This window comes from Ruegeria sp. SCSIO 43209, assembly GCF_019904295.1.
GTDB lineage: Bacteria > Pseudomonadota > Alphaproteobacteria > Rhodobacterales > Rhodobacteraceae > Ruegeria.
The window spans coordinates 392295-405870 of record NZ_CP065362.1; the positions used below are offsets into that span (position 1 = coordinate 392295).

11 protein-coding genes are annotated in these 13576 nt (G+C 56.3%); 5 read left to right on the forward strand and 6 right to left on the reverse strand.

The window, feature by feature from the left end; translation table 11 throughout:
• Nucleotides 1-4 precede the first annotated feature (4 nt).
• The 4 genes from I5192_RS21185 to I5192_RS21200 are packed head-to-tail and all read right to left on the reverse strand — an operon-like array spanning nt 5 to nt 3347.
• Nucleotides 5-1042: an LLM class flavin-dependent oxidoreductase gene (locus I5192_RS21185; RefSeq protein ID WP_170625539.1), complete on the reverse strand. Its 1038-nt coding sequence runs from the start codon at nt 1040-1042 to the stop codon at nt 5-7.
• 1 nt (nt 1043) lies between these two features.
• Nucleotides 1044-1964 carry a flavin reductase gene (locus I5192_RS21190; RefSeq protein WP_170561568.1) on the reverse strand — a complete coding sequence of 307 codons (921 nt, stop codon included), beginning with the start codon at nt 1962-1964 and terminating at the stop codon, nt 1044-1046.
• Entirely contained in the window at nt 1961-2773 is an 813-nt protein-coding gene (locus tag I5192_RS21195; RefSeq protein WP_223118489.1) for an alpha/beta fold hydrolase, read from the reverse strand. Before I5192_RS21195 ends, I5192_RS21190 begins: the two co-directional genes overlap by 4 nt.
• Complete coding sequence (locus I5192_RS21200; protein WP_223118490.1) at nt 2745-3347, reverse strand: amino acid synthesis family protein; 603 nt, start codon at nt 3345-3347, stop codon at nt 2745-2747. The genes I5192_RS21195 and I5192_RS21200 overlap by 29 nt, the downstream gene beginning before the upstream one ends.
• Nucleotides 3348-3449: 102 nt before the next feature.
• On the opposite strand from I5192_RS21200, the gene I5192_RS21205 reads away from it, so the two are divergent.
• A complete protein-coding gene (locus I5192_RS21205) occupies nt 3450-4136 on the forward strand; it encodes a GntR family transcriptional regulator (protein ID WP_170732757.1) in 687 nt (228 codons plus the stop codon).
• Between the two features lie 100 nt (nt 4137-4236).
• Nucleotides 4237-5211: a LysR family transcriptional regulator gene (locus I5192_RS21210; RefSeq protein WP_170732758.1), complete on the forward strand. Its 975-nt coding sequence runs from the start codon at nt 4237-4239 to the stop codon at nt 5209-5211.
• A gap of 14 nt (nt 5212-5225) precedes the next feature.
• Here I5192_RS21210 and I5192_RS21215 read toward each other — a convergent pair whose 3' ends face one another.
• On the reverse strand, nt 5226-6743 hold the full coding sequence (locus I5192_RS21215; protein WP_223118491.1) for a trimethylamine methyltransferase family protein: 1518 nt from the start codon (nt 6741-6743) through the stop codon (nt 5226-5228).
• 189 nt (nt 6744-6932) lie between these two features.
• On the opposite strand from I5192_RS21215, the gene I5192_RS21220 reads away from it, so the two are divergent.
• Nucleotides 6933-9368: an FAD-dependent oxidoreductase gene (locus tag I5192_RS21220; protein ID WP_223118492.1), complete on the forward strand. Its 2436-nt coding sequence runs from the start codon at nt 6933-6935 to the stop codon at nt 9366-9368.
• A gap of 8 nt (nt 9369-9376) precedes the next feature.
• Here I5192_RS21220 and I5192_RS21225 read toward each other — a convergent pair whose 3' ends face one another.
• Entirely contained in the window at nt 9377-10294 is a 918-nt protein-coding gene (locus tag I5192_RS21225) for a GlxA family transcriptional regulator (RefSeq protein ID WP_223118493.1), read from the reverse strand.
• Nucleotides 10295-10389: 95 nt separating this feature from the next.
• Here I5192_RS21225 and I5192_RS21230 point away from each other — a divergent pair, with 95 nt between their 5' ends.
• On the forward strand, nt 10390-11550 hold the full coding sequence (locus I5192_RS21230; RefSeq protein ID WP_223118494.1) for an acyl-CoA dehydrogenase family protein: 1161 nt from the start codon (nt 10390-10392) through the stop codon (nt 11548-11550).
• Between the two features lie 7 nt (nt 11551-11557).
• The gene (locus tag I5192_RS21235; RefSeq protein WP_223118495.1) at nt 11558-13573 is read left to right on the forward strand and encodes an acetate--CoA ligase family protein; all 2016 of its coding nucleotides are present in this window, start codon (nt 11558-11560) and stop codon (nt 13571-13573) included.
• Nucleotides 13574-13576: the final 3 nt, after the last annotated feature.

Consider the following 13576-nt stretch of genomic DNA (forward strand, 5'->3'; position numbering starts at 1 on the left):
CTCCTTAGGCGAAGGCGGGCATGACGTCCGCGATGAACCGCTCTAGCGAGGCTTTCTTGCGCTCAAAGCTCATCCCACTGTCGATCCAGAAAGAATACTCATCATATCCAAGATCGCTATAGCCCTTGAGGCGTTCGATTGCTTTGTCAGGCGTGGCGATCACATTGTCCCGGATCATCGCCTCGGGCGAATAGAAGGGATGGTTAGCGATGTCGTCATCGCTCAGCGTCTGGATCAGACCCTGCGACACAGGGCGTTCGTTTTTGAACCACGCGCCGAAATAGCAATAAAAGCGATTGATCTCTTCCGCCGCGCGACGGGCATCCGCCTCGTCCGAGGCGATATAGGTGTGGTTCAACAGCATGATTTCGGGGCGCGGGACGTCATGGAATTTGGCGCAGGCTGCGTTGAACGTATCCATCAGCCGGGTGATCTCTTCGTCGCCCTGCCACAAAGGGGTGACCTGCACGTGACAACCGTTCGATACCGCAAACTCATGACTGTTGGGATCGCGCGCGGCAACCCAGATCGGTGGACCGTTTTGTTGCAGAGGCTTGGGCGAAGATGTGGTTGCCGGGAAAGAATGAAACTCTCCGTCCAGCGCATGATCGCCCTCCCAAAGACCCCGCACTGCCGGAACAAGCTCGCGCATACGCTGGCCTGCCTCCCAGGCGTCCAGCCCCGGCACCATCCGCTCGTATTCATAGCTGTAGGCGCCACGCGCGATGCCCAGATCCAAACGGCCATTCGTGATCATGTCCGTCATTGCGGCCTCTCCGGCCAGCCGGATCGGATGCCAGAACGGAGCGATAACGGTTCCGGTTCCCAGACGCACATTGTTGGTCTGGCGTGCCAGATCGACGATATTCAGGAACGGGTTCGGCGAGATGGTGAAATCCATCCCGTGATGTTCGCCGGTCCAGACCGCATGCATACCACCCGCATCAGCGATCTTGGCCAGTTCTATGAAGTTTTCATACAGCTCCTGCTGGTCCTGATCGGGAGAGGTGCGTTCCATATGAACGAAAAGCGAAAACCGCATGTCAGTGACCTCCTCGTGTAATCGGGCGAACCTCGCCGCTGTTCTTGTTTCCGTAGTAAATGCCAAAATCTCCCAGCCGGGATTCCTCGGACAATCGTTCCAGCATGGTTCGGGTCGCCGTGTCGGTTACAGTGCCAAAGGATACGACATCCAGTGGGACGAAATTACCTTTCTTCGGCTCACCATCTGCGGCCTGACACAGAAACGCGATATGTTGACGCTTTTTCTCTGCATCCTCGTAAACCGAATAAACAAAGCCCGGCTCTGCGGTCAGCCCGGTGGCCTCAATCAATTGTTCCAATGCCGCTGAAACACCTTCTGACCCAACCACTGCCTCGGGCGGTGCAAGCGCGCCGTCACCGGCATCGATCAACAGAACCTCACCTGCGCGTTCGATCAAGGCTGAGACGATCAGGCCGGTGTCCTGCATCAAGGCACCAGCAGCTGTTGATGGTGTTACATAGGCCCCCCTTACATATCCGAGACCGGGTGCCGGAGTATTGTCGAAGGCTTTGACCTCGCCGATCAGGATCACATGATCCCCCGCTTCGACGGTTTTGTGCATAGAGCAGTCAAACCAGGCCGACGACCCATCGATCAACGGCGATCCCGCAGGTCCACGCCGCCACTCGACGCTGGCAAACCGGTCTTCGACGGGCCGGGCAAAGGTATTGGATACCTCGATCTGTGTCTCTGACAGGATATTGACGGCAAACCCGTCTGCGGCAATCAATGCGTCATAGTTCTTTGAACTGTTGGCGAGACAAACCAGCACAAGCGGCGGGTCTAGTGAGACGGATGTGAACGAGTTCGCGGTAAACCCGATCGGGTTACCTTGGGTATCATGCGACGTAACCACGGTGACGCCCGTCATGAACGCTCCAAATGCATTTCGCAGCGTGCGGGGATCAAGTGAGGTCATTGCGCAATCCTTTCTTCGGCGGGCTGGCCGAGCCATTCAACCAGATGCGCTGTTACTTCATCGGGTGCTGTCAAGTTCACCATATGTCGGTGGCCTTGGATCACAACGGCCCGACCGTTTTGAACTGCTGCGGCCATAGCTTGTGACATAGCCGGGGTTGAGTTCGAGTCTCCGTCGCCGGTGAGCGCCAGAAACGGGCATGAAATCCGATTCATCTTGCTGGCGTAGGTGGCATCGCCCCGCGCAAAAGCGGAATAGGCGATGGCGTAGCCTCGTTGATCCACAGACCCAAGCCACGACGCCACCTGCGCACGGGCAGCCAGATCACCCGGACTGTCACCAAACCAGCGCGACAACGGCGTTTCCAGATCAACTCGACCCGCGCTGATTTCAGCGGCCCGTTGGATGACTGCGGCGCGGGCTGAGGCATCGCGACAGAAGACGCCGTTCAACATAGCAACACGGCTAGTGATGTCGGGGTGCTCCGCCGCAAAGCCGGCGGCAATCAGAGCCCCCATTGAATGCCCGATGATTGCGACCGGAGCCAGATTCAATGCGTCGACAACATCATGCATCCAGCCAACAAAATCCGGCAATTGGCTTCCAGATGACAGACGGTCACTGCCTCCATGCCCCGGCAGATCAACCGCAATTATACGGCAATGCTGGCTCAGCGTGTCAAACTGAGGGCCCCAGGCCGCAGATTGCATGCCAACGCCATGGATCATAAAGACCGGTTGCCCTTCGCCCGCCTCTCTGAACGCGACTGATCGGCCCGAGTTAGACAGCTGCAGGGTTGTCAACGTCATGACCAAGTTCCTCGATGTCCCGATAGCGATCCCCGATCCGGTGGTGCGGCCGCCCTCCAATCGATGCACCCAGTGCAATCAGAATCTCATCTGCCGCAGGTGCATCTGCGACCGAAGTCTGGATCGTAAGGTAGTGAGAGCGACGACCCCCATCATGTTTGTCCATCAAGGGGATCAGCAGCGGCGCATTGGCAGGGCCGCGCGTATTGCAGAAGGAAAGGTAGGATTTCGCGCCGACTGCTTTGCGATAATGATTGCCAAAATGCAGCGTGTGGATCAGGGCCGACGCATGCTCGACCTCTCCGTTCAAGCCCACAATCGCGGATTTTCCATAGGCTTCGACGCGGTCGCCGCCACCTGAAGCATCCAAAATCATTTTGGTCAGCAACTCCCCCAATCCGGGGGCGCAATCGCGGATCGCGGGGCCAAGATCTTCGACAAAACCCTGACCAGCCCAAGGGTTCCGAATGACAGCTATTGCGGCAATTAGCTTCAGCGGAGTGTCCGCCAACTTACCACCCTCGATCAGAGTGTCTTCGACATGCAGAAGCGTTTTTCGAATTTCGGCGGACATGGTGATTCCTTTGGCAAGCCTTTGGTCGAGAATATGGTATACCATAATACGATATGTCAATCATACTTGTTCCGGATCCGTACCACAGATATGAAAGCGTCGATGATGAACACCGACTCCACCCTACAAAAGATCGAAAAAGCACCGCAAACCTTGCGGGATATCGTGCAAGCGCGCCTGCGCGAAGCGATCATCGCCGGGCATTTTGCCCCCGGTGAGCGGCTTGTTGAACGCCCGCTTTGCGATCAGCTTGGTGTCAGCCGCACCGTCATCCGCGAGACGATCCGGTTTCTGGAAGCCGAAGGTTTGGTTGAAATTATCCCCAACCGCGGGCCAATCGTCTCGACCCTCAGCTGGGACCAAGCGCGGCAAATCTATGACATCCGCTTACAGCTAGAAGGCTCAGCCGCCGCCGCCTGTGCACAAGCGCATGAGACAGGTTTCGCAAACGATCTGGGCAAGGCATTGAAAGCAGTGGGCGCGGCGCAGAATGACACCGAATGGTCAAATCTGCTACAGGCCACAACTCGCTTCTATGAAATGATTTTTTTACAGGCTGGGCACAGCATCGCCTGGGATGTCGTGCAACGTCTGAACGGCCGGATCAGCCGCCTGCGGGCCTTGACCCTCGCAGCGCGGAATCGAGAGCGTTCTGGGATGAGCCACATGACTGCCATCCATGATGCCATCCTCAGTGGTGATCCTGCCAAAGCCCGAAAAGCAGTCGAAAGCCATATCGCGGATGCTGCACAGACCGCGCGCGGCTTTTTGGAAAGCTCTGAAACCTGAGTGCTCGGCAATTGAGCCAGAATTCCAAGATTCTGATATCAAAGCTCTCATTATCTGCGTAGATTTGCCGGGAATGCCCTGATCTCACGAAAGCACCGGAATGCCGCGTCAGTCTACTCCGAAAGACCTCAGCCTCAAATGGCTGGAACTGTTTCAGATATGCGCGCAAAAGGGCTCGCTACAGGCGGCCTCAAAGGAAACAGGGCTGACGATAAGCACCGTTTCCCATCACCTGCGCAATCTCGAAGACCATCTGGGCGTTGAGCTGTTCAACCACACCCGTAGACCCATGGTTCTGACCCCAAAGGGCCGGGTCTTCCTGCGCAATATCGACGATGCGCTGCACCTGATCCGAAAGGCCAAGGCCGAAGCGTCTGCAGGAAGCATCACCGAGGCCAGCTATCTGCGTTTCGGCACGATCGAAGACTTCGACAGCGACATCATTCCAGAGCTGGCGGTCTATCTTTACGCGAATATGCCCGCCTGTGATTTCATGTACCACACGGATTCCAGCCACGCGATTATCGACATGCTGCGCGACAGGCAGTTGGATCTGGGGATTTCCACTACTCCTAGCGAACGAATGCGCGATCTGCAGGATCGCCCCCTTCTGCGCGATCCATTTGTGATCGTTTTGCCTGCGGTGAATGACAAGTCTTTGCAAGACATTGTTGAGGGTAGAACCAAATTGCCGTTTCTACGATATTCCAGCAATCTGATCATCGCGCGCCAGATCGAGTCCCAATTACGCCGGATGGGGATTTCGTCCTCTCACAGGTTTGAATGCAGCAACAATCAGACGCTGATGTCGATGGTGTCCTCCGGTGCGGGTTGGACCATCACGACGCCGCTGCTGTATTCTCGGGCAAAGCGGTTCCAATCAAAGCTGTGCATGCACCCATTTCCGGGCAAGAGCTTTGCACGCACACTGGCGCTGGTCGCGACGCCGGATTGTTCAAGATCAGTGATTGAGCTTGTGGATGCCAAAACCCGATCATTGATCAATGACCGCATCATTTCCCCACTGCGCGATGATATCCCGTGGCTGACGGATAGTTTCAAACTTATCGAATAGCACTGGATCAGCTTTCAAAGAATGTTGAAGCGATCTCGGATTTGCCGATCCTGTTCGTCTGACAGGTATCTTGGCGTATGGGTCTGCAAAATTTCTTGAGCCCGATGTCGCGCGCGGCTCCAGGCATCTTGCGCTCCGTTTTCTGCCCAAGTCCGGGGCTCATCCCTGTCTGCGAGTGAGGGATAAAAGTAATCCCGTTCCATGGCCGCAAAAGTATGCTGACCACCCAGAAAATGGCCCTCGCCCAGAACTGCTTCGCAGATTGCGTCAAAGCCCAGATTCTCGTGTGTCACCTCTATCCCCCTCAAAGCGCGGTAGGTGTACGAGTGCATCTCATCATCCAACACGAACGCCTCAAAACTTGCACCCAGCAACGAGGCCGTCATGCCTGAGCTTTCATAGATCAGATTACCACCTGCCAGCGCCGCCGCCATTGAGGTCAGTCCCTTTTCCATCCCGTATTGAGCATCGATCGCCTTGGCATCAGACATCGAACAGGCCACGCCTGAAGGCAGCCCAAGCCAATTTGATAATTGTGCTGATGCTGCATTCAGGACAGCCGTCTCTCCGCTGCCACCTGAGAACGCGCCGGTCCGAAGGTCAATCACCAGTGGCCAATTCGAAAAGACCATAGGAAACCCGGGCTGGATCGCGTGGACCATTACCAGACTCGCAAGGGTTTCTGCCAATGACTGCGCCAGAAAACCAGCCAAGGTCGCCGGTGCAGTCGCGCCGGCCTGAGCAGCGGTGATGCAAGAAATCGGAATATTGTGTTCGATGCAGGCGTAGACCACATCCACCGCGTCTTCACCGTAGCGCATCGGCGAGATCACCGGGCTTATATGTGCTTTCATGAACGGGCGTTTTGCGAATTCACCGGGTCCCCCGGCTGCGATATCCAATATCTCAACAATTGGCGCAACGTGCTGCGCCAATGTAAAAGACGTCGCGGTGGGCTTGGAGGTATTCTTCAACAGCGCATAGACGGTGTTCACATCCAGATCGAAGGTTTCCTCCAGATCGGTTGCAACGCAACAGCGGGTGAACCAGCTGACATTTGGCAAGACATCCTGAAGACGCGTGAAATCATGCAAGTCCTGCAAGGTCGAAGGCCGATAGTGACCACTGCGCAGATCAAGCGTCTGAACCGCCGCCCCTCCGGTTCCGAAATAGACGCGATTACCGCCAACTTCGATGGATCGGGCTGGATCACGCCCGTGCAGAACGAAGGTCTTGGCGGCCTGATCAATCGCCTGTTCCACAAGTTGAGGCGAAAAAAGTATCCTCCCCTCCCCGCTATCTTGCGCCCCAACCGCCAACAAATCAGAACGCAAGCGATCCGGCACCTCGCCGATCCCCAGCTTCTCAAGAAGATCCAGAGCCGTGTTGTAAATCCGCTCAAGCTCAAACCCAGTCAAGGGTTTGTAAGCGCCTCCCGGTTGACCTGGCGGACAGGGGTCGAGCGCAGGCTTTTCAGCTCGCTGTGCGATACGTCCTTTTCGACCGGACCTTTTCGCCTGCTGCGCAGCCATTTGTGATCCTCCAACCGCATCAGGTTGATCAATTCAACTAAACGCCCAGGGCCAATTTCAACCGCATTCGAATTACTACGAGTTAATGAGCTTTTATTTTCGATTTTTTACGTAACAATATCCAACCGCTTGTGAACCAACTGACAGAACAGGCTAATCCCCAAAAGACTACCTACCGGAGGGTCCTTGATGAAATCGCGCACTAAAGTGGTCGTTATTGGCGGCGGTATCGCCGGCTGCTCGACTCTGTATCACTTGACCCGTGAAGGTTGGACCGATGTGGTGCTGGTCGAGCGCGATGAGTTGACCAGCGGCACAACTTGGCATTCGGCCGCGCAAGTGACCAATTTTGGCATGAACCAGACCATGGTTGGTCTGAAGACCCACTCGATCAACCTGTATAAGGAACTGGCCGAGGATCCGGACTATCCTATCAACTACCACCACGGTGACGGCGGCATCCGGCTTGCAAATACGCCTGAGCAGATGCAGGGGTACCACCATTTTGCGTCTATGGCGCGCGGAATGGATGTGCATTTCGAGGTCATAGATGCAGAGGAATGCGCCCGCCGGCACCCGTTGATTTCCACCGACAACCTTTTAGGAGGGCTATGGGATCCGCTAGATGGCGACATCGATCCGGCTCAACTGTGCCAAGCTCTGGCACGCCGTGCGCGCAAAGCCGGGGCCGAGGTATATCGCAATACTCCGGTCACAGGACTGACACAGCACAAGGACGATACCTGGACGGTTCACACGGAACACGGCAATATTGACTGCGATATCGTAGTTAACGCTTGTGGTTATCGGGTCAACGAAGTGGGCGCTATGATGGGCGTGCACCACCCTGTCGCTTCGATGGAGCATCAGTATTTTCTGACAGAAGAAATCGCATCAATCCGCGACGCAGGCCATCGGATGCCTCTGCTGCGCTGTCCGATCAGCGACTATTATTGTCGGCAGGAGAAGAACGGCTTGCTGGTCGGCTTCTACGAGCAGGATTGCAAAACCTGGGGCATGGACGGGATCGATCCGAATTTTGTGAACGCGCTGTGCCCTGACGATCTGGACCGCGTGACGGATGTGCTGGAAGGTGCCTTCGCACGCATGCCTGCACTGATGGATGTCGGCATTCATACAGTGGTGAATGGTCCGATCACCTACACAATTGACGGCGCACCTTTGGTCGGGCCAATCCCCGGAAAGCGCAATGCTTTCTGCATCATCGGTCTGCGCGCGGGTTTGGGCGAAGGGGGTGGCCATGGCTGGCTGCTGGCCCAACAGATCGTTCATGGCGAAGCCTGCTATGACACCTGGTGCCTTGATCCGCGTCGGTTTACCGGCCACACAAATGTGGAGCTGACCGCGCTGAAAGCCATCGAAGATTACCAGAATGAATTCCGCTTTCATTTCCCGCATGAACACCGGCCTGCCGGTCGCCCCGCCAAAACCACACCGCTGACCCCGATCCTCGCAGCAGAAGGGGCTGAATTTACAGTGGTCAACGGTTGGGAGCGGGTCGACTACATCAAGCCTGCACCAGATTTTCACCCAACGCTGAGTTTCAGTTTTGATGAGACCTTTGACGTCGTGGCAGCGGAAATCAGAAACCTTCAAGAAAATGTCGGACTGGCCGAAGTTAACGGCTTCAACCGGCTGGAAATCACCGGAACCGATCGGCATCGGTTTCTGGATCGGATGATGTGCGGCGCGGTGACAAAACGCGACGGGCGGGTCGGCCTTGGTTATCTGCTGAACCACCACGGGATGGTCAAAGCCGAGGCCACCATCGCCAACCTTCCCGCGAGTGATCGCGGCCCGGCACGGGTCTGGTACGGGTCCGCCGCCGCCAGCGAATACCATGATATGGACTGGCTAAAGGCGCATCTGCATGATGGCGAAGATGTGCAAATCCGCTCACTCACCAATGATCAGACAATATTAGTGCTGGCCGGACCCAAATCGCGCGACGTGCTGTCCGCTTGTGCTCGAGGAGACTGGTCGCGAGAAGCTTTTCCCTGGCTGTCAGTTCGCGAGTGCTTTGTCGGGTTCGCGCCAGCAACTGTATTGAATATCAGCTTCTCAGGGGAACTGGCCTACGAGATACATGTCCCGAACGCCTCACTATACGCGGCCTATCTGGCGCTCAGAAAAGCTGGCGAGACACATGACTTGAAATTATTTGGTGCTCGCGCCGTCGAGTCCATGCGGATGGAGAAAGGGTTCTTGCACTGGAAAGCCGATCTGCTCACAGAGTTCGACCCGTTTGAGACCGGTTTGGATCGGTTCGTGAAACTGACCAAAGGCGATTTCATTGGCCGAAACGCGTTGCAGAGACGCCTTGAGAACGGGCCTCAAAAGAAACTGGTAAGCCTGAAAATCGATACAATCAAAGCACCTGCCTATGCTGGAGCCTCTCTGATGTTGGACGACATGGTTGTTGGTACGATCACGTCAGGTGACTGGGGCCACAGAACAGGGCTAAACCTTGCTTACGGCTTTGTGAATCCGGAATTTTCCGAACCCGGCAGCCGAATGCAACTTGACCTGTGCGGAGAAATGATCGCTGCCGAGGTGATTGCGCCGTCCCCGTATGACCCGGACCTCTCACGCGTGCGAGGCTAATCCCAAAGTTACTCCCCGTTTCGATAGGCTGTTGGTGTCTGCCCGAATTGCATCCGGAACGCCCGCGTCATTGCGCTTGGGTTCTCATACCCGCAGCGGCTGGCGATCTCGGCCACGGACTGCTGGGTCTCGACCGCAAGTTTACGCGCCAAATTCAGACGCAGGCGACGATAGAGCGCCTGCGGTGTTACACCCAGCTCGGACAAAACCCGGGTCTCAATCTTCTTTTGAGAGCACCCGAGCTGACGAGCGATATCCTTTATCATTACTGGCGCATCCAACGTGCCCTGCATGACGCCCAGCACCCGATTCACCAGCCTGTCTTCGGATTTCATCTGTGGTGAAGCAGCACTTGGTTCACCACGGTTCATCAGAAGATGCGCCACCTCCATCGACAACAGCGGCCCGTGATCCGCGAGAATCAGCGCAGTCGCCAGATCATAAGCAGCCATCGCGCCTGAACAGGTGATCCGGTCCCGGTCGATCACAAAACGTTCCTGCACGACCTCGACATCGGTAAAAGTTTCTTCGAACCGGGAAAGTTCATCCCAGTGAATGGTCGCGCGATGCCCTTCCAACAGTCCCGCACGCGCGAGCAACCAACTCCCTGTGTCCAGACCAGCCAGTTTGCGATGACGGGTTGCGGCCCTGCGCAAAGCGCGATGAGTATCGGGAACCGAGTGTTCCAGATACCCATAAGACGGCATGACAACCAAAGCATCACCCGCCTCAATGCCCATCGCTCCATGCGGCGCGACCTGCAACCCGCTGGAGCTTTGAACTGGCGCACCATGGGGTGAATAAAACTGCCAGGCATAGAGATCCTGCCCCGCCAAAGTGTTCGCCGCGCGCAATGGCTCAACCATGTTGGCGAGGCAAAGGTTCGAGAACCCGTCGAACAGCAAAAAGTTATAGATCTGGGTCAAATTTTTCTAACTCGGCATGATATCGTACGATTACTGCATGTCATCGTGTCAGGCAATTACGTTTCATTGCCAATCAGACATCAGGGGAACGCGTCATGCAATTTGGCTTAACCGAAGAACAGGAAATGATCGTCTCAACAGTGCGGAGCTTTGTTGAGAACGAGATTTACCCCCACGAAGCTGAGGTCGAACGCACCGGACAGGTGCCGCAAGAGCTGGGCGACGAAATCAAGCGGAAATGCATTGAACTGGGATTTTATGCCTGTAACTTCCCCGAAGAAGTTGGTGGCGCGGGTCTCTCGCATCTTGATTTCACTCTTGTCGAACGCGAGCTCGGCCGAGGTTCGATGGCATTGACCCACTTCTTCGGTCGCCCGCAGAATATCCTGATGGCCTGCAACGCCGACCAGCGTGAACGCTATTTGTTGCCTGCCGTGCGTGGCGAAAAGATGGATGCTCTAGCTATGACCGAACCTGACGCGGGGTCAGATGTTCGGGGCATGAAATGTCAGGCCATTCGCGATGGCGGTGACTGGGTCGTCAACGGTTCGAAACACTTCATCTCGGGCGCGGAGCACGCGGATTTCTTCATCGTGTTCATCGCAACAGGTGTGGATGAAACTCCGAAAGGCCCCAAAAAACGGATCACTACCTTCCTCGTAGATCGTGGTACGCCGGGTTTTGAAGTGCGCGAGGGGTACAACTCAGTCAGCCACAAAGGCTACAAGAACTATATCCTGTATTTTGACAATTGCCGTTTGCCCGACGCACAGGTTCTGGGCGAGGTCGATGGCGGTTTCGCCGTGATGAACGAGTGGCTCTATGCAACGCGCCTGACGGTTGCTGCTTTTTCGGTCGGGCGCGCGCGGCGCTGTTTTGATTATGCGCTGAACTACGCGGCTGAACGCAAGCAATTCGGCCAGCCGATCGGTAAGTTTCAGGGTGTCGGCTTTCAGATCGCCGACATGATCACCGAGATCGACGCTGCTGACTGGCTGACGCTCGCGGCCGCATGGCGACTGGATCAGGACTTGCCCTCAAATCGCGAGATTGCCTCGGCCAAGCTTTATGCTTCGGAAATGCTGGCAAAGGTCACGGATACGACGCTGCAAATCTATGGTGGCATGGGTCTGATGGACGACTTCCCGATCGAACGGTTCTGGCGGGATGCGCGCGTAGAACGTATCTGGGATGGTACGAGTGAAATCCAGCGGCATATCATCAGTCGTGATCTGCTGCGGCCTCTGGGTGCCTGAGGCCCGAATGAGCAAGGATATCTCCCGTCTTCTACGCCCGGAATCCATCGCGGTGATCGGCGGCGGCGCGTGGTGCAAGCAGGTTATCCTGCAATCGGAACGCATGGACTACGCAGGGAAAATCTGGCCTGTCTATCCCAAGGCGGATGAAATTGCCGGGCACAAGGCCTACGCACGGATTGAAGACCTGCCATCGTCCCCGGACGCGGCCTTTGTTGGCATCAACCGTCACGCCACCGTTGAGGCCGTTCAGGTTCTGTCAGACATGGGCAGCGGCGGCGCAGTTTGCTTTGCCTCTGGCTTCTCGGAAGCTGCAGCCGAGGATCAGGCAGGAGGAGATTTGCAATCAGAGTTGATCAATGCAGCAGGCAGCATGCCCATTCTTGGGCCAAACTGCTATGGCTTTATCAATGCGCTTGATGGTGCGCTATTGTGGCCCGATCAGCATGGAGCCGCTCGGGTAGATCGAGGCGTTGCCATTCTGACCCAGAGCTCCAACATCTCGATCAACCTGACTATGCAGAAACGAGCCCTGCCGATTGCCTATATGGTGACTTGCGGGAACATGGCGCAGACCAGCCAGGCTGAGATTGCCATGTCGCTGATCGATGATCCACGGGTCACTGCCGTCGGTTTACATATCGAGGGCTTCAAGGATATCCGCGAATGGGAGGCCCTTGCTGCCAAGGCACATCGGAAAGGCGTGCCTCTGATCGCACTTAAGGTGGGTGCATCCGAACAGGCGCAGGCAGCAACAGTTTCTCATACCGCCTCACTGGCTGGGAGCGATACGGGTGCGCAGGCTTTGCTAAACCGGCTGGGCATCCCGCGCCTGTCCTCGCTGCCCGAGTTTCTGGAATCCTTGAAACTGTTACATTGCTATGGGCCTTTGCCGGGGGGCAACATTGCGTCGATCAGCTGCTCGGGCGGCGAGGCCAGCCTGATCGCAGATATGGCGATCGGCACTGGCCTCAGATTTCCAGAACTGTCCAGAGACAAGCAAACCCGATTGCGCGATGCGCTTGGTCCGATGGTCGCACTAAGCAATCCACTCGATTACCACACCTATATCTGGCGCGATGAAGAGGCGATGGCGAACGCCTGGGCGGGAATGACTGGCGACGACATAGATCTGACATTCACGATCGTTGATTACCCGACCACCGATCCCACAGATTGGGCCGCTGCCACGCGTACAGCACAAAAAGTGCGGGCAGATACGGGTGCGCGTTTTGCCGTGGTTTCTACCCTGCCCGAATTGCTACCTGAGGATGTAGCACAAACCCTAATGGAGGCCGGTGTGGTACCCTTCATGGGTCTCCGCGAAGCCCTTTCTGCCACGCGCGCGGCGGGTCAGGTCGCCGCACCTGCAAGCGTGCTAGTCTGCTTGCCGGGTACGTCTGATGTCACGCATACGCTGTTCGAAGCCGAGGCCAAGCAAGCTCTGGCTGCCCATGGTTTGCGCATCCCTCGGAACAGGTCCGTTCGTGGCGCAAAGGAAGCCCTCAGCGCGGCGCAAGAAATGGAAGCGCCATTTGCTGTCAAAGGCGTCGGCCTTGCCCACAAGTCCGAACATTCCGCTGTACGATTGAGGGTTCAGGCTGCCGATGTGACAGGTGTGGCAGCGGATATTGGAACTGATGAGATTCTGATCGAAGAGATGATCACGGGTGCGGTGGCTGAAATCCTCGTCGGTGTGGTGCGGGACCCTGCCCATGGCTTTGTGCTGACAATAGGGGCCGGTGGTGTCTTGACCGAAATATTGCGCGATACCACCTCTCTTCTGGTCCCGGCAACATCCGACAGTATTCGCGCTGCTCTCGGCGAACTAAAGATCGCGTCATTGCTGGCAGGCTATCGCGGCCAACCAGCGGCTGATATGGATGAAATCGTTGCCGCCATTCAGGCCGTTCAAGACTATGTAATGCAAAATGCCGAAACGCTCGGCGAGGTCGAAATCAACCCGCTTCTCTGCACGCCCACCCGGGCGGTGGCGGTGGATGCGCTTATCAGAAAGGCCTGAGAA